Genomic DNA, 20,088 nt, shown 5'->3' with positions numbered 1-20,088 from the left:
ATTACTCGGCGGTATGAGCGGCGATAATGCAGGCAGGTTTGCCGGCAGCGTATTTAAGACTGGGGTCGACCAGCGCATCGAAGCGTTTCAGCGCTTCGGAGCCGATCAAAAGCGGGTATTGGAACGCACTACGGTCGGTCAGGTTCACTTCGATGCTGCGCAACGCCGTGCCCATGCAGATATCCAACTCGATCACCGGGCGCGCGGTGTACTTCTTGCCTTCGTCCGGGTCGTAATCACCGGCGCGGCGCTTGATCTTGCTGACCCGCGCCAGTGGCCGTTCAATCGGGTGCGAATGCGCGGCGTCGATGGCCAGATAGAAGCGCACCCAGGACTCGCCGTTGCGTTTGAAGCGTTTGATGTCGCGGGCGCTCAGCGAGGCGGTTTTCGCGCCGGTATCGAGTTTGGCCGCGACTTGCAGATTGATGCCATCAAGCGATGCGTATTCGTTGAGGCCGTACACGGTTTTTTCCCCCGCGGCGGCAAGGCCGGGCAGGCAAAACAGTGCAAAGAATGTGGGGAAGGGCTTGAGTCTCATAAATCCTGGTGCGCAGCGTTCCGTTTTCGGTTCAGGTGCCTGGCAATGACTGCGCAAACCCCTTTCGTGTGCCTATCAGCTTTTTATGACAAGCCGTACAAATGGCCAGCAAATGCGGGCGGCATTCTAGCACGGTGGTTTTATGGCGCCAGCGCCCGAGCGGGTCTATAACCCTTGGGGTAGTTGTGGGGCTTTATTAGACGATTGTCGACAATACCTATTTTTCCTTTGACTGATGCGGGCTAATTAGCTAGTTTTTGCCGCATTGGATTTAAAGGTGTCGACAATCATGCTCGATCTACTTGGCCCCCCGGTCTTCAGCGGCGACGATTCCGAGACGCTTTCGGAAAACGTCTTCCGGCGCATTCAGGCCGCTATCGTCAAGGGCGAGATTGCCCCGGGCAGCAAGATTTCCGAACCGGAGCTGGCGCGTACCTATGGCATCAGTCGTGGCCCGCTGCGTGAAGCTATCCATCGGCTCGAAGGCCAGCGCCTGCTGGTGCGGGTGCCTCACGTCGGCGCCCGGGTGGTCTCGCTGAGCCATGCCGAGCTGCTGGAACTCTACGAAATCCGCGAATCCCTCGAAGGCATGGCCTGTCGTCTGGCCGCCGAGCGCATGAGCGTCGAAGAAATCGACGAACTGCGCCGGGTACTCGAAACCCATGAGCGCGACGCGGCGTTTCAGGCCGGTGTCGGCTATTACCAGCAGGAAGGCGATTTCGACTTCCACTACCGGATCATTCAGGGCAGCGGCAACCGTACCCTCACGCAAATGCTCTGCGGCGAGCTGTATCAACTGGTGCGCATGTACCGCATCCAGTTTTCCACCACGCCCAACCGCCCGCGTCAGGCCTTTGCCGAACACCACCGGATTCTCGATGCCATCGCCGACCGTGACGGCGAACTCGCGGAATTGTTGATGCGCCGTCACATCGGCGCCTCGAAACGCAACATCGCCCGTCATTACCAGGACGGCGCCCACAATAAGACAGCCACTGAACGAGGTGAGTCATGAGTTCCAGGCAGAACACTCCAGGCCAGCGTTTCCGCGATGCGGTCGCCAGCGAGCATCCATTGCAAGTGGTCGGCGCGATCAACGCCAACCACGCGCTGCTGGCCAAGCGCGCGGGTTTCAAGGCGATTTACCTGTCCGGCGGCGGGGTGGCCGCAGGTTCCCTTGGCGTGCCGGATCTGGGCATCACCGGTCTGGATGACGTGCTGACCGACGTGCGCCGCATCACCGACGTTTGCGATCTGCCGCTGCTGGTGGACGTGGATACCGGTTTCGGTTCCTCGGCGTTCAACGTGGCGCGCACCGTCAAGTCGATGATCAAGTTCGGCGCAGCGGCGATTCACATCGAAGACCAGGTTGGCGCCAAGCGCTGCGGTCATCGCCCGAATAAAGAAATCGTTTCGCAGCAGGAAATGGTCGATCGCATCAAGGCTGCGGTCGATGCCCGTACCGATGACAGCTTCGTGATCATGGCGCGTACCGATGCGCTGGCGGTCGAAGGTCTGGAATCGGCACTGGATCGCGCCGCCGCGTGCATCGAGGCCGGCGCCGACATGATCTTCCCGGAAGCCATCACCGAGCTTGAGATGTACAAGCTGTTCGCCAGTCGCGTGAAGGCGCCGATCCTCGCCAACATCACCGAGTTCGGCTCGACGCCGCTGTACACCACCGAGCAACTGGCCGGTGCCGACGTGTCGCTGGTGCTGTATCCGCTGTCGGCGTTCCGCGCAATGAACAAGGCTGCGGAAAACGTCTACACCGCGATCCGCCGCGATGGCACGCAACAGAACGTCATCGACAGCATGCAGACTCGCATGGAGCTTTACGATCGCATCGACTACCACACCTTCGAGCAGAAGCTCGATGCGTTGTTTGCCGCTAAGAAATAAGTCGCAGCCGTACTCCCTAACAAATTCAAAATTGGAGAAAACAATGGCCGAAGCAAAAGTACTCAGTGGCGCCGGGCTCCGTGGCCAGGTTGCCGGGCAAACCGCACTGTCCACCGTGGGCCAGGCCGGTGCCGGTCTGACCTATCGCGGCTACGATGTGCGCGAACTGGCGGCAGATGCACAGTTTGAAGAAGTGGCTTACCTGCTGCTCTACGGCGAACTGCCGAGCAAAGCGCAACTCGCCGAATACCAAGGCAAACTGGGCAAGCTGCGCGACCTGCCGCAAGCGCTGAAAGAAGTGCTGGAACGTATTCCCGCCGACGCCCACCCGATGGACGTGATGCGCACCGGTTGCTCGTTCCTCGGCAACCTCGAGCCGGAGAAAGACTTCTCCGAGCAACGCGACAAGACCGACCGTTTGCTGGCCGCGTTCCCGGCCATCATGTGCTACTGGTATCGCTTCAGCCACGACGGCAAACGCATCAATTGCGTGAGCGACGAGCCGACCATCGGCGGCCACTTCCTGCACTTGCTGCACGACAAGAAGCCGAGCGAACTGCACGTCAAAGTGATGAACGTGTCACTGATTCTCTATGCCGAGCACGAATTCAACGCTTCGACGTTTACCGCTCGCGTATGTGCCTCGACCCTGTCCGACCTGTATTCCTGCGTCACCGCCGCCATCGGTTCGTTGCGCGGTCCGCTGCATGGCGGTGCCAACGAAGCAGCGATGGAAATGATCGAGCGCTTCTCGTCGCCTGAAGAGGCGATCAAGGGCACCCTCGGCATGCTCGAACGCAAGGACAAGATCATGGGCTTCGGCCACGCGATCTATAAGGACAGCGATCCGCGCAACGAAGTGATCAAGGGCTGGGCGAAAAAACTCGCGGACGAAGTCGGTGACAAGGTGTTGTTCCCGGTCTCTGAAGCTATCGACAAAACCATGTGGGAACAGAAGAAGCTGTTCCCGAACGCCGACTTCTACCATGCCTCGGCGTACCACTTCATGGGCATTCCGACCAAGCTGTTCACGCCGATCTTCGTCTGCTCGCGCCTGACCGGCTGGGCCGCGCATGTGTTCGAACAACGTGCCAACAACCGCATCATCCGCCCGAGCGCCGAGTACATCGGCGTCGAACAGCGCAAGTTCGTGCCAATCGAACGTCGCTGAAATGGTGAGTGCCAACCATCGGCATTGAAATCACCCAGATCCTGTGGGAGCGAGCTTGCTCGCGAATGCGGTAGATCAGTCGACATTGATGTTGAATGTCAGTCCGTCTTCGCGAGCAAGCTCGCTCCCACAGTGTTCGGTGTGAATTTCGAGGTCAGTGTCTGGCCAACCCTTTGAAACTACCGTGCCCCGAGTCCTGACCCGATGAACACAGAATTCCGTAAACCGTTGCCCGGCAGCCCGCTGAACTACTTCGACGCCCGTGCGGCCGTCGAGGCGATTCAGCCCGGCAGCTACGACACCCTGCCGTACACCTCGCGCGTGCTGGCGGAAAACCTCGTGCGTCGCTGCGACCCGGCCACGCTCACCGCTTCCCTGAAGCAACTGATCGAACGCAAACGCGACCTCGACTTCCCGTGGTTCCCGGCCCGCGTCGTGTGCCACGACATTCTTGGCCAGACTGCGCTGGTCGACCTCGCCGGTCTGCGTGATGCGATTGCCTTGCAGGGCGGCGACCCGGCGCAGGTCAATCCGGTGGTACCGACGCAATTGATCGTCGATCACTCGCTGGCCGTCGAGGCGGGCGGTTTTGACAAGCAGGCGTTCGAGAAGAACCGCGCCATCGAAGACCGTCGCAACGAAGACCGTTTCCACTTCATCAACTGGACCAAAAAGGCCTTCAAGAACGTTGATGTGATCCCGCCGGGCAACGGCATCATGCACCAGATCAACCTGGAGAAAATGTCTCCGGTGATCCAGGTGCGTGACGGCGTGGCGTTCCCCGATACCTGCGTCGGCACCGACAGCCACACCCCGCACGTTGACGCGTTGGGCGTGATCGCCATCGGCGTCGGCGGTCTCGAAGCTGAAAGCGTGATGCTCGGCCGCGCCTCGTGGATGCGCCTGCCGGAAAGCGTCGGCGTCGAACTGACTGGCAGACTGCAACCGGGCATCACTGCCACCGACATGGTGCTGGCGCTGACCGAATACCTGCGCAAGCAAAAAGTGGTTGGCGCATGGCTGGAGTTCTTCGGCGAAGGTGCTTCGGCGCTGACCCTCGGCGACCGCGCAACCATCTCCAATATGGCCCCGGAATACGGCGCCACTGCCGCGATGTTCTACATCGATCAGCAGACCATCGACTACCTGAAACTCACTGGCCGTGAAGACCAGCAAGTGCAGCTCGTCGAGCAGTACGCCAAACTCACCGGCCTGTGGGCGGACAGCCTCAAAGGCGCGCAATACGAGCGTGGCCTGAGCTTCGATCTGTCTTCTGTCGTGCGCAACATGGCTGGGCCGAGCAACCCGCACGCTCGCGTTGCGACCTCGGATCTCGCGGCCAAAGGCATCTCCGGCCAGTGGGACGAAGTCCCGGGGCAAATGCCGGACGGCGCAGTGATCATCGCGGCCATCACCAGTTGCACCAACACCAGCAACCCGCGCAACGTGATCGCTGCCGGGCTGATTGCACGCAATGCCAACCGCCTCGGTCTGACCCGCAAGCCGTGGGTCAAATCCTCGCTGGCGCCGGGCTCGAAAACCGTGGCGCTGTACCTCGATGAAGCCGGGCTGACCACTGAGCTGGAGCAGCTCGGTTTCGGCGTCGTCGCATTCGCCTGCACCACCTGCAACGGCATGTCCGGCGCGCTCGATCCAGTGATCCAGCAGGAAATCATCGACCGCGATCTGTACGCCACCGCTGTGCTGTCGGGCAACCGCAACTTCGATGGCCGGATTCACCCGTACGCCAAGCAAGCGTTCCTCGCCTCGCCACCGTTGGTGGTCGCGTATGCGATTGCCGGTACCATCCGTTTTGACATCGAGAAAGACGTGCTCGGCGTGGTCGATGGCAAGGAAATCCGCCTCAAAGACATCTGGCCAAGCGACGAAGAAATCGACGCGGTAGTGAAATCTTCGGTCAAGCCTGAGCAGTTCCGCCAAGTCTACATTCCGATGTTCGCCGTCCATGAAGACACCGGCCCGAAAGTCACGCCGCTGTACGACTGGCGCGAGATGAGCACTTACATCCGCCGTCCGCCGTACTGGGAAGGTGCGCTGGCCGGGGCGCGTCCGCTCAAAGGCATGCGCCCGCTGGCGGTGCTGCCGGACAACATCACCACCGACCACCTGTCGCCTTCCAACGCGATCATGCTCGACAGCGCCGCTGGCGAATACCTGGCGAAAATGGGCTTGCCGGAAGAGGACTTCAACTCCTACGCGACCCACCGTGGCGACCACTTGACCGCGCAGCGTGCGACCTTCGCCAACCCGAAGCTGTTCAACGAAATGGTCGTGGAAAACGGCAAGGTCAAACAGGGTTCGCTGGCCCGTGTCGAGCCGGAAGGCCAAGTGATGCGCATGTGGGAAGCCATCGAAACCTACATGGAACGCAAACAGCCACTGATCATCATCGCCGGCGCCGATTACGGTCAGGGTTCGTCCCGCGACTGGGCGGCCAAAGGCGTGCGACTGGCGGGTGTCGAAGCAATTGCCGCCGAAGGTTTCGAACGCATTCACCGCACCAACCTGGTAGGCATGGGCGTGTTGCCGCTGGAGTTCAAACCGGGCACCGACCGTCACACCCTGGCGATCGATGGCAGCGAAACCTACGACGTGATCGGCGAGCGAAAACCGCGCGCAGACCTGACGCTGGTGATCCATCGCAAGAACGGCGAGCGCGTCGAGGTGACGGTGACTTGCCGTCTCGATACCGCTGAAGAAGTGTCGATCTACGAGGCCGGCGGCGTGTTGCAGCGTTTCGCTCAGGACTTCCTCGAAGAGTCGGCGGTTGCCGTTTAATCAACTGATGTGGGCATGGGACTGTAAGTCCCATGCTTTCGGTAAGGAGCACCATGGCTCACGCACCACAAATCAAAATCCCCGCCACCTACATGCGCGGCGGCACCAGTAAAGGCGTGTTCTTCTGCCTGCAGGATTTGCCTGGAGTCGCTCAGGTGCCCGGCCCGGTCCGCGATGCTTTACTGCTGCGGGTAATCGGCAGCCCCGATCCCTATGACAAGCAGATCGACGGCATGGGCGGCGCCACTTCCAGCACCAGCAAAACCGTGATCCTGTCGAAAAGCATCAAGGCTGATCACGACGTTGATTACCTGTTCGGTCAAGTGTCCATCGACAAGCCTTTCGTCGACTGGAGCGGCAACTGCGGCAACCTGTCGGCAGCGGTCGGTTCGTTCGCCATCAGCAACGGTCTGGTGGATGCCAGTCGCGTTCCGCACAACGGTGTGGCGGTGGTGCGCGTGTGGCAAGCCAACATTGGCAAGACCATCATCGCGCATGTGCCGATCACCAACGGTGAAGTCCAGGAAACCGGCGATTTCGAACTCGACGGCGTGACCTTTCCGGCCGCCGAAGTGCAAGTGGAGTTCATGGACCCGGCGGCGGAAGAAGAGGGCGGCGGTGGTTCGATGTTTCCTACCGGCAACCTGATCGATGAGCTGGAAGTACCGGGTGTCGGCACCTTCAAGGTGACCATGATCAATGCCGGGATTCCGACGATTTTCGTCAACGCCGAAGACATCGGCTACACCGGCACCGAGCTGCAAGGCGCAATCAACAGCGATCCGAAAGCGTTGCAGATGTTCGAAACCATCCGCGCTTACGGCGCGTTGCGCATGGGCCTGATTTCCAGTCTGGATGAAGCGGCCAAGCGGCAGCACACGCCGAAAGTCGCATTTGTGGCCAGGCCTGCGGCTTACGTGGCGTCCAGCGGCAAGGCGATTGGCGTGGGCGATGTGGATTTGCTGGTGCGGGCATTGTCGATGGGCAAGTTGCACCACGCGATGATGGGCACTGCGGCGGTGGCGATTGGCACGGCGGCGGCGATTTCCGGGACGCTGGTTAATTTGGCAGCCGGCGGCGTTGAGCGGAACGCAGTGCGCTTCGGCCATCCGTCCGGCACCTTGCGCGTCGGCGCTGAAGCCAGCCTGGAAAACGGCGAATGGGTGGTGAAAAAAGCCGTCATGAGCCGCAGTGCACGCGTCCTCATGGAAGGTTACGTGCGAATCCCCGGCGATTCTTTTTAAGTAACGCCTCAAACCCTGTGGGAGCCAGCCTGCTGGCGATTGCTGCCAGACATTCAACATTGATGGCGACTGACACAACGCTATCGCTAGCAGGCTAGCTTCCACAGGGGATTGCATTTCAATAATAAAAAGCCACCCGCCTGAACCGAGGTCCCATCAACGAACCACTTCAAGAGTGAATCGAACATGAGCGCCAACGTCGACCTGAACAACCGTCCCGACTACGACCATGTCCTGCAAGACATCGCCGATTACGTCCTCAATTTCAAAATCGAATCTGCCGAAGCCCTGAACACCGCTCGCAACTGCCTGATGGATACCTTGGGCTGCGGCCTGCTGGCGCTGCGCTTTCCCGAATGCACCAAACACCTGGGACCGATTGTCGAAGGTACCGTCGTGCCGTTCGGTGCACGCGTACCCGGCACCTCTTATCGTCTCGACCCGGTGAAAGCTGCGTGGGACATTGGCTGCATCGTCCGCTGGCTCGACTACAACGACACCTGGCTCGCCGCCGAATGGGGCCATCCCTCGGATAATCTCGGCGGGATTCTCGCAGTGGCCGATCACCTGTCGCAGAAACGCCTGGCCAACGGCGAAGCGCCGCTGACGATTCGCGATGTGCTCGAAGCGATGATCATGGCCCACGAGATTCAAGGCGTGATTGCCCTGGAAAACTCTTTCAATCGAGTCGGGCTCGACCATGTGATTCTGGTGAAAGTCGCCTCGACCGCCGTCACCGCCAAACTGATGGGCGCCAATCGCGAGCAACTGCTGTCAGCGCTGTCCCACGCGTTCGCTGACGGTCAGGCACTGCGCACTTATCGCCATGCGCCAAACGCCGGTTCGCGTAAATCCTGGGCGGCAGGCGATGCGTCGAGTCGCGGCGTGCGATTGGCCGATATCGCGATGCGTGGCGAGATGGGTATTCCCGGTGTCCTGACTGCAAAGCAGTGGGGTTTCTATGAAGTGTTGTTCAGCCACACCAATGCCGATCTGGCACTGAAACCCGAAGGCAAACGCGTCTTCAGTTTCTCGCGCCCGTTCGGCAGTTACGTGATGGAAAACGTCCTGTTCAAGATCAGCTTCCCCGCTGAATTCCACGCGCAAACTGCTTGTGAAGCGGCGGTGACCTTGCATCCGCAAGTGCGCAATCGGTTGCATGAAATCGACCGGATCGTCATCACCACACACGAATCGGCGATCCGCATCATTTCCAAGGTCGGGCCGCTGGCCAATGCTGCCGACCGCGATCACTGCATCCAGTACATGACCGCTGTGCCGCTGGCGTTCGGCAATCTGGTGGCCGAGCAGTACGAAGACGATTTCCACAAGGCGCATCCGATCATCGATGTGCTGCGCGAGAAAATGCTCATCGTCGAAGAGCCGCGTTACACCCGTGAATACCTGGAAGCCGACAAGCGCTCGATTGCCAACGCGGTGCAGGTGTTTTTCAAGGACGGCAGCAGCACCGAGAACGTGGTGGTGGAATACCCGATCGGCCACCGTCGCCGTCGTGCCGAGGGCATTCCATTGCTGGAAGACAAGTTCCGGGCGAATCTGGCAACGCGTTTCACCGGGCAGCGTAGCGGAGAAATCTTTGCTCTGTGCAAGGATCAGGCAGCGCTTGAAGCGACGGCGGTGAACCGCTTTGTCGATCTGTTTGTTATCTGAGGCCCGAGCGGACGTTGTCGGGGTTACATGCTGCCCTCGACATCGTCCAGGCTGAACGTTTCGGTGTGGTCGTCATAGGAGAAAATCTCCGCATAACGTCCCCAGGCCACCACGCATTCGAGGTTTTTCTCGACGAACGCCTCGGTCATTGAGTCTTCCAGTTCCTGCTCGAAACGCACCCGTGGTGCCCGATGGCCGTTGCGCTCCAGCAACACCTGGCGGATGCGCGCGGCCAATGGAATGTGCCGGAGCAGATGTTCGGCAAACAGGGTTTTACGTTCCTGAGTGCCGTAGTCGGCGAACAGTTTGCCGGCGTCGGTCAGGGTGATGTCGGCACCTTTGAGTTCAGCAAAACCCAGGTATTCGAGCATTTCCGCCACCGGAAACAGGTCGTCCACTTCCAGCAGACGTCGCTCGGCGACGGTGGGCAGACCGGCGTGGCCGTTGTAGGGGGCGGCCGCCAGGGTTTCGATCAGGCCCGCCATCAGGTTGGTCGAGACTTCCGGTAGCGGACTGCTCATTTTCAACTCGGGTTTTCCGGTGCTGGCATCCGCGCTGCGGCGGTCGGTCATCTGCGCATAAATATCATCGACCATCTGCCGGAAGGCCGGATCGAGACGGTTGCGCGGGTGCGGGAAAGGCACCTTGATTTCCGCAACCACGCGCCCGGGATTGGACGACAGCACTAGGATGCGGTCGCACATCAGCACCGCTTCTTCGATGTTGTGGGTCACGATCAGGATGGATTTGATCGGCAGTTGCTTGCCGCTCCATAAGTCCAGCAAGTCATTTCTCAAGGTTTCGGCGGTCAATACGTCGAGCGCCGAGAACGGTTCATCCATCAACAACAGGGTCGGGTTGACCACCAGCCCACGGGCAAACCCCACGCGCTGACGCATGCCGCCGGACAACTCACGAGGGTAGGCGTTTTCGAAACCATCCAGGCCGATCAGGTCGATGGCCGCCAGGGCGCGTTTGCGAGCGGCTTTGCGTTCGACTTGCAAGGCTTGCAGGCCGGCCTCGACGTTTTCCAGAACGGTCAGCCAGGGAAACAGCGCGAAGGTCTGGAACACCATCGCCACACCTTCGGCCGGGCCGTTCAACGGTTTGCCGTTGTAAAGGACGTCACCCGATGATGGCTGGATCAGTCCGGCGATGATCCGCAACAAGGTGGATTTGCCCGAGCCGGAGCGGCCGAGCATGCCGACGATTTCGCCTTCATGCAGGGTCAGGTTGACCCCGCTGAGCACTTGCAACTCGTCCTTGCCCTTGCCAAACACCCGGTTCACGTCGGTGAGCGAGTAGATCTCGCTGGGGCTGGCAGCATGTTCGGTATAGGTATTCATCAAATCGAATCCCGTTAATTCAGACGGAGTTTGTTTTCGGCCAAGGCGTACATCGGCCGCCAGACCAAGCGATTGAAGGCCACCACAAAGAACGACATGACCACCACGCCGAGGGTGATTTTCGGAAAGTCGCCGGCGGCGGTGGTTTCAGCGATATAGGCCCCCAAGCCATGGGCGACGACCTTGTCCTGCCCCCAGGAAACGAATTCGGAAACGATGCTGGCGTTCCACGCGCCGCCCGACGCGGTGATTGCGCCAGTCACGTAGTAGGGGAAAATGCCCGGCAGCATGACCTTGCACCACCACAGCCAGCCGCGAATGCGGAAGTTGGCGGCGGCTTCCTTGTAATCATTGGGGAAGGCACTGGCCCCGGCGATCACGTTGAACAGGATGTACCACTGCGTACCCAGCACAATCAGCGGGCTCAGCCAGATATCAGGGTTCAACTGGTAGCGCAGGATCACGATGACAAACACCGGGAACAGCAGGTTTGCCGGGAAGGCTGCGAGGAACTGCGCCAAGGGCTGGATCTTGTTCGCCAGTGCCGGTCGCAGACCGATCATCACGCCCAGCGGCACCCAGATCAGCGAGGCGATGAGGATCAGCCCGGCCACGCGCAGCAAGGTGAAGAACCCCAGAAGCAAGACATGTCCGACTTCGCCGAGGGTCACTTCGGTGCCGACATACAGCACGATGTGATACAGCGCATAAGCGGTCAGCACTGCGATCAGTGAACCCCAGATCCTGTCAATCGCCTTTGATGTCGCCGGGCTTTCTGATGCGATGGCCTTGCGCGCGGAGTGCGGCAGGCTCAAACGCAGGTTGCCGAGCCGGCCGACGGCGCGGGTGATGGGGCGCAGGATGCGCTGGATCATCCGGGTGCGCTGAACCAGATTCAGCACCCATGATTCCGGCGCAGCGGTTTGCGATGCGGTGTTTTCCATGCGGAACTTGTCGGCCCAGGCCACCAGCGGGCGGAACAGAAACTGGTCGTAGATCAGGATGACCACGACCATCGTCAGAATGACGTAGCCCACCGCATGCATGTCTTTTTGCGCGATGGCCAATGCCAGGTACGAGCCAATCCCCGGCAGGGTGATGGTCTGGTCGCCCACGGTGATCGCCTCGGATGCCACCACGAAGAACCATCCGCCGGACATGCTCATCATCATGTTCCATACCAGTCCGGGTATGGCGAAGGGCACATCGAGCTTCCAGAACTTCTGCCAGCCGGACAATTGCAGGTTGGTCGAAACTTCCACCAGATCCAGCGGCAACATGCGCAGCGACTGGTAGAAGCTGAAGGTCATGTTCCAGGCCTGACTGGTGAAAATGGCGAATATCGCGGCGAATTCCGCACCCAGTACCCGGCCAGGAAACAGCAGCAGAAAGAAGGTCACGGTGAACGAGATGTAGCCCAGCACGGGCACCGATTGCAGAATGTCCAGTACCGGCACCAGCAGTTTTTCGGCGCGGCGACTTTTCGCGGCCAATGTGCCGTAAAGCAGGGTGAATATCAGTGCTGCAACCATCGCCGCAAGCATGCGCAGAGTCGTGCGCATGGCGTATTCCGGCAGATTGGCCGGGTCCAGTGAGACCACTTCACTCTGCAGGGTGGCAATCGGCGCCCAGGTTTCGCGGGCGGTAATCGAGAAAAACAGTAAAAAGCCGATCACCAGCGGCATGGCGATCAAATCCCAGCGATTGGGCAGCAAGCGCCGCGTCGAGGCTGGGATGTAGTGACGGAACACTTTGTTCATAAACAGTGATTCCAGCAGTGTTCTAAGTGGGGTGCGCGGCTGTCTGAGCGTAGCTTCTGTGAGCGTGACCCACCGAGAATGAGCGTGGAGGCTCGCGCTACAGGTTCAAGTGGGAAATAGGTGCAGCGGGCCCAGAGAATTCAATGGGCCAGGAGGGCTGGCGCATCGGGCTCAGGGGCCGGATGCGCAGCTTGCGCGGATTGTATATTTCGGAATGTTACAAAGGCATAAAGAGAGTGTCGGTTTTGAGTGAAGAAGTTTTCATGCGAGGCATACGCATGACTTCATTCAAAACGCAGGATCACCCGGCGGTTGCTCTTGCTCTTCTTCTCGATTTTCTCGCAATACACCCGGCCGATTTCCCGGGTGTTGTGCACATGGGTGCCGCCGCAGGGCTGGAGGTCGACGCCGGTGACTTCAACCATTCGCAAGTCGCCATGAATGGCGGGTGGTCTCGCCGTTTTGCCGGGGTTTGTTTCCAGCACTGTTGGCAATTCCGCAGCCGGCATCGACAGGATATTCACCGGACTGCCCTGTTCAATCAGCGCGTTCAGATCGCGGGTGATGCTGTCCTTGTCGAGGGTCATTTCCGGCAGGTCGAAGTCCAGTCGACCCTTGTCGGCGCTGATGCTGCACCCGGTGACCGGCGCATCGATGATCGAGCCCAGCAGGTGCAGGCAGGTGTGCATTTTCATGTGTTGATAACGCCGCTCCCAATCCAGGCTGGCATTGATCAGCGCGCCGGTGCACAAGTGCGGCGGACACTGCTGCACTTGATGCCAGATGATCGACGGCAGCAACGGGTCGCGCACCGTGCCGATCACCTCGATCTGCGTGCCATCCGCGAGCGTGAAGTGCCCGGTATCACCCGGTTGTCCGCCACCGGTCGGGTAGAACAGGGTGTGTTCGAGGACGACGGCGTTTTCCACCACCGCGATCACCATGGCGCTGAACGCGCGCCGATAGGGTTCGTTGTTAAACAGGGTGAGGGTTTCCATGGTGTGGACAGACATTTGAACCTCCGATGTTCAAAAGTGGCTTTGCAGTAAACGGTGAGCGCGTGCTCACGTTGAGGATTCAGCGCTTGTGCGGCAGTTTGGTGATCGCGAAACCGGCGAGCAGGGTTGCCGAATACAGCATCAGGTCGCGGGTGATTTGTGTGCCCTCGTACCAGGCACCGATGATCACCGCGAACACCGGGAAAATGATGAACACGAACGACAGCAGCACCGGGCTCAGGCGTTTGAGCAACATGAAATACACGATGAATCCGCCTACCGATGCGACCAGTCCTAGGTAGAGCAGGGCGCCCCACGAGCGGGCGGTGATGCCGGTGAAAGTCGGCGCCTCAACGCCCAAGCCGACTACGAACAACATCAAACCGGCAATGCCGATCGGCAGGGTGTTGTAAGTAATCACGCTGATTGCGCTGCCATGTTTCTTGGTCACCACATAGCACAGCGCATGCATCACCGCCGCGCAGAGAATTGCCAGCACGCCGAACCATTCGGCCTGATCCAGATGCAAACCCTGGCCACGGATAATCATGAACAGGCTGGCGAAGCCGATGGCGATGCCAAGCATCTGCGACGGGTAGATTTTCTCCCGCAGAAACAACGCGGAAAAAATCAGGATGAACACCGGCATGCAACTGAACAGCAGCGCGGTGAGGCCGGACGAAACATGCATCTCGCCGTAGTTCAGCAGGTAATACGGCAGGCTGAAGTACGACAGCGTGACGAACACGAAGAACCAACGGCTCTTGCGTGGAAACAGCAGCGGCTCCTTGCGCAGCAGCGCAAAACTCAGGAACAGCGGAAACGCGATCAGAAAGCGCAGGCCCGCAGCGGTCAGCGGCGGCACACTTTCGACCGCAATCTTGATCCCCAGCCAGGTTGTGCCCCAGCTCAGGCAAACGATCAGAAACAATGTGCTGGTAATCAGCCCGGCGAGCCAGGGTTTGGCGCTGCTTAACGGCGTACTGATGGCGGTCGACATGATTTCTGCTCCGTACGACGCAATTGACCTGTTCGGTGAAAAGGCTTATTGCTGATTGAACCTGTTTTCAACACGCTATTCGGGGCGAGAATGACTGTCAAAGTAAGTATTGCCATGGTGTCAATCCTGCGCGACGGCCTTAGCGGTGGGGTTGGGGTGAAATACAAACGCCTCGCCGATGCCGTCGAAAAGGCCATTGCCGCAGGTGTGATAGAGGCCGGATGCAAGTTGCCGCCGCACCGGTTGTTGGCAGATAGCCTGGGTGTGACCATCGGCACCATCAGTCGTGCCTATGGCGAGTTGGAGCGTGTGGGATTGGTCGTGGCGCGAGTAGGAGACGGCACTTATGTGCGTCAGCGCGGGATGGAACGGCCGCAGGACAAAGGCTTTCGCAACGTCAGCGATGAGCCGCAAGCGTGTTTTGACATGAGCCGCAATCAGCCGATTCCCGGGCAGGAAGCTGCGTTCATGAGTCAGAGCCTGCAAGCGCTGGCGCAGGATTCGCGCACCTTGCAGCAATTGACCGGGTACACCGCCGAAACCGGCCTAGCCCGACATCGGGCTGCAGGTGCCCATTGGCTGCGTCATCAGCAGTTCGAACCGAGTGCCGAGCAGGTGCTGTGCGTCAACGGCGGTCAGCATGGTCTGTTGTGCACATTGACCGGTTTGCTCAAGGCTGGCGATAGCGTGGTCACCGAGCATTTGTCCTACCCCGGACTGATCGGCGTCGCACGCCAGCTCGGGATAAAACTGATCGGCGCCGCCATGGATGACGAAGGGCTGTTGCCGTCAGCGCTGGAGGACATCTGCCGTCAGCACCGGGTGTCGGCGCTGTATTGCACGCCGACTATCCAGAATCCTACGGCTGCGGTGATGTCGGTCCCACGCCGCGAGGCGATTGCCGAAGTCTGCCGGCAGCACAATCTGCTGATTCTCGAAGACGACGCGCATGCCGTGCTGATTCGGCAGCGTCCGTTGCCGCTGAGTTATTTCGCCCCGGAGCGTTCGGTATTGATCGGCAGCCTGAGCAAGGCCGTGTCCGCCGGTTTGCGTGTGGGGTATCTGCATGCTCCGCAGGCGTTGATCGGTCGCTTGAGCGCCGCCATTCGCGCAACGTGCTGGATGGCCAATCCGTTGGCGATGGAGGTGGCCAGCCAGTGGATCGAAAACGGCATGGCCGAGCGCTTGCTGGACGAGCAGATCAGTGAGATCGGACGGCGCAAGGCCTTGGTTGCGGGAGTGCTGCAAGGCTTGAATTACCGGGCTGAGATGCACAGTCCGCATTTCTGGATTGAAGTGCCGGAGCCGTGGCGGGCCTCGCAGATTGCCGCTGAATTGAAAGAGAACAACTATCTGGTGGCGACTGCCGAGGCATTCGCGGTGGGGCATGCGGCGGTGCCGCAGTTCATTCGGGCGAGTGTGTGTAATGCGGCGGGGGATGACGGGTTATTGTTGGCGGGGTTTGAGGCTGTTGCTCGGGCACTGACACAGACCGAGTGATCGTTCATCGCTGGCAAGCCAGCTCCCACAGGTCTTTCGGTTGTCTGCAATTCTGCATTCACAACAAACCCTGTGGGAGCATAGCTTGCCAGCGATGGCGTCAGATCAGGCAATTCACTTCTTCCACAGGTTTTCGGTTGTCTGCAATTCTGCATTCACAACAAAACCCTGTGGGAGCCTGGCTTGCCAGCGATGGCGCCAGATCAGGCAATCCACTTCTTCCACAGATTTTTTGGTTGTCTGCAGTTCTGCATTCACAACAAAACCCTGTGGGAGCCTGGCTTGCCAGCGATGGCGTCAGATCAGGCAATCCACTTCTTCCACAGGTTTTTCGGTTGTCTGCAATTCTGCATTCACAACAAAACCCTGTGGGAGCCTGGCTTGCCAGCGATGGCGTCAGATCAGGCAATCCACTTCCTCCACAGGTTTTTTGGTTGTCTGCAATTCTGCATTCACAACAAAACCCTGTGGGAGCCTGGCTTGCCAGCGATGGCGCCAGATCAGGCAATCCACTTCTTCCACAGGTTTTTTGGTTGTCTGCAATTCTGCATTCACAACAAAACCCTGTGGGAGACTGGCTTGCCAGCGATGGCGTCAGATCAGGCAATACACATCTATTTGAAGCGCCGCTCTACGCCTTTCTCCACCAGGATCTTCGCCGAAATCTCTTCTACCGAAAAATGCGTGGAGTTGATGTGCGGAATATTCTCGCGGCGGAACAGGTTTTCCACTTCGCGCACTTCGAATTCGCACTGGGCGTAGCTCGAATAGCGGCTGTTGGGCTTGCGCTCGTTGCGGATTGCGGTGAGGCGGTCCGGGTCGATGGTCAGGCCGAACAGTTTGTGCTGATGGGCGCGCAGGGCGGTGGGCAAGGTCAGGCGTTCCATGTCGTCTTCGGTCAACGGATAATTGGCCGCACGGATGCCGAATTGCATCGCCATGTACAGGCACGTCGGCGTCTTGCCGCATCGCGACACGCCCACTAGGATCAGGTCGGCCTTGTCGTAATAGTGCGTGCGGGCGCCGTCATCGTTGTCGAGGGCGAAGTTAACCGCCTCGATACGCTCCATGTAATTGGAGTTGTGCCCGATCGAATGCGACTTGCCGACGGTGTAGGAAGAATGCTCGGTCAGTTCCTGTTCAAGCGGGGCGAGGAACGTCGAGAAGATGTCGATCATGAAACCATTGGACGTCGCGAGAATCTCACGAATGTCCTGATTGACGATGGTGTCAAAGATAATCGGGCGGAAGCCGTCGGTTTCGGCGGCTTTGTTGATTTGTTGTACCATGGCCCGCGCTTTTTCCACGCTGTCGATGTACGGGCGCGTGAATTTGCTGAAGGTAATGTTTTCGAACTGCGCCAGGAGGCTTTGACCCAGGGTTTCGGCAGTAATGCCGGTGCCATCGGAGATAAAGAAAGCAGATCGTTTCATTTGCACCTTGGGCCTTAAGCTAATGAGAATTTCTGGATATGATAGGCGCGATTTGTCGGCCGCGATTGGCCCGCATTCTCACTTATTTTCCAGGTCCAGGCCATACAGCCGGCCAACGCTCCCCCGAGCAGCCGGTTTCTGAGCTTTTCCAACACAGTTAGTGGAGAGATCACCTTGGTAGAGTACGTAGTTTCCCTCGATAAGCTCGGCAAACACGATGTTGAGCATGTGGGGGGCAAGAACGCATCCCTGGGCGAGATGATCAGCAACCTGGCTGGCGCCGGCGTTTCGGTGCCCGGTGGCTTCGCCACGACTGCTCAGGCTTATCGCGACTTCCTCGAACTGAGCGGGTTGAACCAGCAGATCCACGATGCGCTCGACGCCCTGGACGTCGATGACGTCAACGCGCTGGCCAAGACTGGCGCCAAGATCCGTCAATGGATCATGGAAGCCGAATTCCCTGAAAAACTGAATGCCGAAATCCGCACCGCGTTCGCCGCGCTGTCCGCCGGCAATCCTGACGTGGCCGTGGCCGTGCGTTCTTCGGCTACCGCCGAAGACTTGCCGGACGCATCGTTTGCCGGCCAGCAGGAAACCTTCCTGAACATCCGTGGCGTGGAAAACGTTATCCGCGCCGCCAAAGAGGTGTTCGCCTCGCTGTTCAACGACCGTGCCATTTCCTACCGCGTGCACCAGGGCTTCGACCACAAACTGGTCGCCCTGTCGGCTGGCGTGCAGCGCATGGTGCGTTCGGAAACCGGCACTGCCGGCGTGATGTTCACCCTCGATACCGAATCCGGTTTCCGTGACGTGGTGTTCATCACCGGCGCCTACGGTCTGGGCGAAACCGTCGTACAAGGCGCGGTGAACCCGGATGAGTTCTATGTCCATAAAGGCACGCTGGAAGCCGGTCGCCCGGCAATTCTGCGTCGCAACCTGGGCAGCAAAGCAATCAAGATGATCTACGGCGACGAGGCCAAGGCTGGTCGTTCGGTGAAGACTGTCGATGTCGACAAGGCTGATCGCGCACGTTTCTGCCTGAGCGACGCCGAAGTCAGCGAACTGGCCAAGCAAGCGATGATCATCGAAAAGCACTACCAGTGCCCGATGGACATCGAGTGGGCCAAGGACGGTGACGACGGCAAGCTGTACATCGTCCAGGCCCGCCCGGAAACCGTGAAAAGCCGCACCCAGGCCAACGTCATGGAACGTTACCTGTTGAAAGAAACCGGCACCGTGCTGGTTGAAGGTCGCGCCATCGGCCAGCGCATCGGCGCGGGCAAGGTTCGCATCATCAAGGACGTGTCGGAGATGGACAAAGTCCAGCCGGGCGACGTTCTGGTTTCCGACATGACCGACCCGGACTGGGAACCGGTGATGAAGCGCGCCAGCGCAATCGTTACCAACCGTGGCGGTCGTACCTGCCACGCGGCGATCATCGCTCGCGAACTGGGAATTCCGGCAGTGGTGGGTTGCGGCAACGCCACCCAACTGCTCAAGGATGGCCAGGGCGTGACTGTGTCCTGCGCCGAAGGCGATACCGGTTACATCTTCGAAGGCGAACTGGGCTTCGACATCAAGAAAAACTCCGTCGATGCCATGCCGGATCTGCCGTTCAAGATCATGATGAACGTCGGCAACCCGGACCGCGCCTTCGACTTCGCGCAACTGCCGAACGCCGGTGTGGGCCTGGCCCGTCTGGAATTCATCATCAACCGCATGATTGGCGTCCACCCGAAAGCGCTGTTGAACTACGACGGTCTGCCGCAGGAAATCAAGGACAGCGTCGACAAGCGCATCGCCGGTTACGACGATCCGGTCGGCTTCTATGTCGAAAAACTGGTTGAAGGCATCAGCACCCTGGCCGCGGCGTTCGCGCCGAAGAAGGTCATCGTGCGTCTGTCGGACTTCAAGTCCAACGAATACGCCAACCTGATCGGCGGCAAACTGTACGAGCCGGAAGAAGAAAACCCGATGCTGGGCTTCCGTGGCGCTTCGCGTTACATCAGCGAATCGTTCCGTGACTGCTTCGAGCTCGAATGCCGCGCGCTGAAACGTGTGCGCAACGAGATGGGCCTGACCAACGTCGAAATCATGGTGCCATTCGTGCGCACCTTGGGCGAAGCCAGCCAAGTGGTCGATCTGCTGGCCGAAAACGGTCTGGCCCGTGGCGACAACGGTCTGCGCGTGATCATGATGTGCGAACTGCCATCCAACGCGATCCTGGCTGAAGAATTCCTCGAGTTCTTCGACGGTTTCTCGATCGGTTCCAACGACCTGACCCAGCTGACATTGGGTCTGGACCGTGACTCCGGGATCATCGCGCACCTGTTCGATGAGCGTAATCCGGCAGTGAAGAAGCTGTTGGCCAACGCGATTCAGGCGTGCAACAAGGCCGGCAAGTACATCGGCATCTGCGGTCAGGGCCCTTCGGATCACCCGGACCTGGCCAAATGGCTGATGGAACAGGGCATCGAAAGCGTGTCGCTGAACCCGGACTCCGTGCTGGAAACCTGGTTCTTCCTCGCTGAAGGCCAAGCGCAGGCTTGATGAGTATGTGAACGGGCCGCTCCTTTATGTAGGAGTGAGCTTGCTCGCGAAGCGGACTGACATCCACTATCGATGTCGACGGATGTACCGCTATCGCGAGCAGGCTCGCTCCTACATTGATTGGTTCTTTTAGTGTTTCAAACAGGGCGAGCGCCTTCGGATGCCGCCCTTTTTTG

Annotated in this window: 16 protein-coding genes; 8 read left to right on the top strand and 8 right to left on the bottom strand. The window is 59.4% G+C overall.

Features of this window, described 5'->3' with window-relative positions; genetic code table 11:
* Nucleotide 1 precedes the first annotated feature (1 nt).
* Nucleotides 2-538 carry a retropepsin-like aspartic peptidase RloA gene (gene rloA, locus ACTWLJ_RS26505; protein WP_401215973.1) on the bottom strand — a complete coding sequence of 179 codons (537 nt, stop codon included), beginning with the start codon at nt 536-538 and terminating at the stop codon, nt 2-4.
* A gap of 289 nt (nt 539-827) precedes the next feature.
* Here rloA and ACTWLJ_RS26500 point away from each other — a divergent pair, with 289 nt between their 5' ends.
* From ACTWLJ_RS26500 to prpD, 6 genes are all read left to right on the top strand, one after another.
* Nucleotides 828-1,553, top strand: a complete 726-nt coding sequence (locus tag ACTWLJ_RS26500) for a GntR family transcriptional regulator (protein ID WP_401215975.1) — start codon at nt 828-830, stop codon at nt 1,551-1,553.
* A complete protein-coding gene (prpB, locus tag ACTWLJ_RS26495) occupies nt 1,550-2,440 on the top strand; it encodes a methylisocitrate lyase (RefSeq protein ID WP_445179113.1) in 891 nt (296 codons plus the stop codon). Before ACTWLJ_RS26500 ends, prpB begins: the two co-directional genes overlap by 4 nt.
* Nucleotides 2,441-2,483: 43 nt before the next feature.
* A complete protein-coding gene (prpC, locus tag ACTWLJ_RS26490) occupies nt 2,484-3,611 on the top strand; it encodes a bifunctional 2-methylcitrate synthase/citrate synthase (protein ID WP_401215979.1) in 1,128 nt (375 codons plus the stop codon).
* Nucleotides 3,612-3,815: 204 nt separating this feature from the next.
* Nucleotides 3,816-6,410, top strand: a complete 2,595-nt coding sequence (gene acnD / locus ACTWLJ_RS26485) for a Fe/S-dependent 2-methylisocitrate dehydratase AcnD (RefSeq protein WP_445179112.1) — start codon at nt 3,816-3,818, stop codon at nt 6,408-6,410.
* 53 nt (nt 6,411-6,463) lie between these two features.
* Complete coding sequence (gene prpF, locus ACTWLJ_RS26480; protein WP_445179111.1) at nt 6,464-7,654, top strand: 2-methylaconitate cis-trans isomerase PrpF; 1,191 nt, start codon at nt 6,464-6,466, stop codon at nt 7,652-7,654.
* Between the two features lie 186 nt (nt 7,655-7,840).
* Entirely contained in the window at nt 7,841-9,325 is a 1,485-nt protein-coding gene (gene prpD, locus ACTWLJ_RS26475; RefSeq protein WP_445179110.1) for a 2-methylcitrate dehydratase, read from the top strand.
* A gap of 23 nt (nt 9,326-9,348) precedes the next feature.
* On the opposite strand, the gene ACTWLJ_RS26470 is transcribed toward prpD, so the two are convergent.
* The 4 genes from ACTWLJ_RS26470 to ACTWLJ_RS26455 all read right to left on the bottom strand — a co-directional run bounded on the left by ACTWLJ_RS26470 (nt 9,349) and on the right by ACTWLJ_RS26455 (nt 14,429).
* The gene (locus ACTWLJ_RS26470) at nt 9,349-10,671 is read right to left on the bottom strand and encodes an ABC transporter ATP-binding protein (protein WP_401215987.1); all 1,323 of its coding nucleotides are present in this window, start codon (nt 10,669-10,671) and stop codon (nt 9,349-9,351) included.
* Between the two features lie 14 nt (nt 10,672-10,685).
* The gene (locus tag ACTWLJ_RS26465; RefSeq protein WP_445179109.1) at nt 10,686-12,431 is read right to left on the bottom strand and encodes an ABC transporter permease; all 1,746 of its coding nucleotides are present in this window, start codon (nt 12,429-12,431) and stop codon (nt 10,686-10,688) included.
* Between the two features lie 284 nt (nt 12,432-12,715).
* Complete coding sequence (locus tag ACTWLJ_RS26460) at nt 12,716-13,444, bottom strand: alanyl-tRNA editing protein (RefSeq protein ID WP_445179108.1); 729 nt, start codon at nt 13,442-13,444, stop codon at nt 12,716-12,718.
* 64 nt (nt 13,445-13,508) lie between these two features.
* Nucleotides 13,509-14,429, bottom strand: a complete 921-nt coding sequence (locus ACTWLJ_RS26455) for a DMT family transporter (RefSeq protein ID WP_401215993.1) — start codon at nt 14,427-14,429, stop codon at nt 13,509-13,511.
* 90 nt (nt 14,430-14,519) lie between these two features.
* On the opposite strand from ACTWLJ_RS26455, the gene ACTWLJ_RS26450 reads away from it, so the two are divergent.
* Nucleotides 14,520-15,929, top strand: coding sequence for an aminotransferase-like domain-containing protein (locus ACTWLJ_RS26450; protein ID WP_445179107.1), 1,410 nt, complete (start codon nt 14,520-14,522; stop codon nt 15,927-15,929).
* A gap of 114 nt (nt 15,930-16,043) precedes the next feature.
* On the opposite strand, the gene ACTWLJ_RS26445 is transcribed toward ACTWLJ_RS26450, so the two are convergent.
* The 3 genes from ACTWLJ_RS26445 to ppsR all read right to left on the bottom strand — a co-directional run bounded on the left by ACTWLJ_RS26445 (nt 16,044) and on the right by ppsR (nt 17,362).
* Entirely contained in the window at nt 16,044-16,187 is a 144-nt protein-coding gene (locus ACTWLJ_RS26445; RefSeq protein ID WP_445179106.1) for a hypothetical protein, read from the bottom strand.
* A 138-nt stretch (nt 16,188-16,325) separates the two neighbouring features.
* A complete protein-coding gene (locus tag ACTWLJ_RS26440) occupies nt 16,326-16,484 on the bottom strand; it encodes a hypothetical protein (RefSeq protein ID WP_445179105.1) in 159 nt (52 codons plus the stop codon).
* 59 nt (nt 16,485-16,543) lie between these two features.
* Entirely contained in the window at nt 16,544-17,362 is an 819-nt protein-coding gene (ppsR, locus tag ACTWLJ_RS26435; RefSeq protein WP_016773826.1) for a posphoenolpyruvate synthetase regulatory kinase/phosphorylase PpsR, read from the bottom strand.
* A 174-nt stretch (nt 17,363-17,536) separates the two neighbouring features.
* Here ppsR and ppsA point away from each other — a divergent pair, with 174 nt between their 5' ends.
* Nucleotides 17,537-19,912 (top strand): phosphoenolpyruvate synthase, encoded by a 2,376-nt coding sequence (gene ppsA / locus ACTWLJ_RS26430; RefSeq protein ID WP_401216001.1) that lies wholly within the window; start codon nt 17,537-17,539, stop codon nt 19,910-19,912.
* Nucleotides 19,913-20,088: the final 176 nt, after the last annotated feature.

It is taken from the genome of Pseudomonas sp. McL0111 (assembly GCF_052567255.1).
This window is presented reverse-complemented; position numbering and strand designations above follow the sequence as displayed.

Coding starts and splice junctions, on each gene's coding strand:
- rloA (WP_401215973.1), bottom strand. CDS start 538: ATGAGACTCAAGCCCTTCCCCACATTCTTTGCACTGTTTTGCCTGCCC.
- ACTWLJ_RS26500 (WP_401215975.1), top strand. CDS start 828: ATGCTCGATCTACTTGGCCCCCCGGTCTTCAGCGGCGACGATTCCGAG.
- prpB (WP_445179113.1), top strand. CDS start 1,550: ATGAGTTCCAGGCAGAACACTCCAGGCCAGCGTTTCCGCGATGCGGTC.
- prpC (WP_401215979.1), top strand. CDS start 2,484: ATGGCCGAAGCAAAAGTACTCAGTGGCGCCGGGCTCCGTGGCCAGGTT.
- acnD (WP_445179112.1), top strand. CDS start 3,816: ATGAACACAGAATTCCGTAAACCGTTGCCCGGCAGCCCGCTGAACTAC.
- prpF (WP_445179111.1), top strand. CDS start 6,464: ATGGCTCACGCACCACAAATCAAAATCCCCGCCACCTACATGCGCGGC.
- prpD (WP_445179110.1), top strand. CDS start 7,841: ATGAGCGCCAACGTCGACCTGAACAACCGTCCCGACTACGACCATGTC.
- ACTWLJ_RS26470 (WP_401215987.1), bottom strand. CDS start 10,671: ATGAATACCTATACCGAACATGCTGCCAGCCCCAGCGAGATCTACTCG.
- ACTWLJ_RS26465 (WP_445179109.1), bottom strand. CDS start 12,431: ATGAACAAAGTGTTCCGTCACTACATCCCAGCCTCGACGCGGCGCTTG.
- ACTWLJ_RS26460 (WP_445179108.1), bottom strand. CDS start 13,444: ATGTCTGTCCACACCATGGAAACCCTCACCCTGTTTAACAACGAACCC.
- ACTWLJ_RS26455 (WP_401215993.1), bottom strand. CDS start 14,429: ATGTCGACCGCCATCAGTACGCCGTTAAGCAGCGCCAAACCCTGGCTC.
- ACTWLJ_RS26450 (WP_445179107.1), top strand. CDS start 14,520: ATGACTGTCAAAGTAAGTATTGCCATGGTGTCAATCCTGCGCGACGGC.
- ppsR (WP_016773826.1), bottom strand. CDS start 17,362: ATGAAACGATCTGCTTTCTTTATCTCCGATGGCACCGGCATTACTGCC.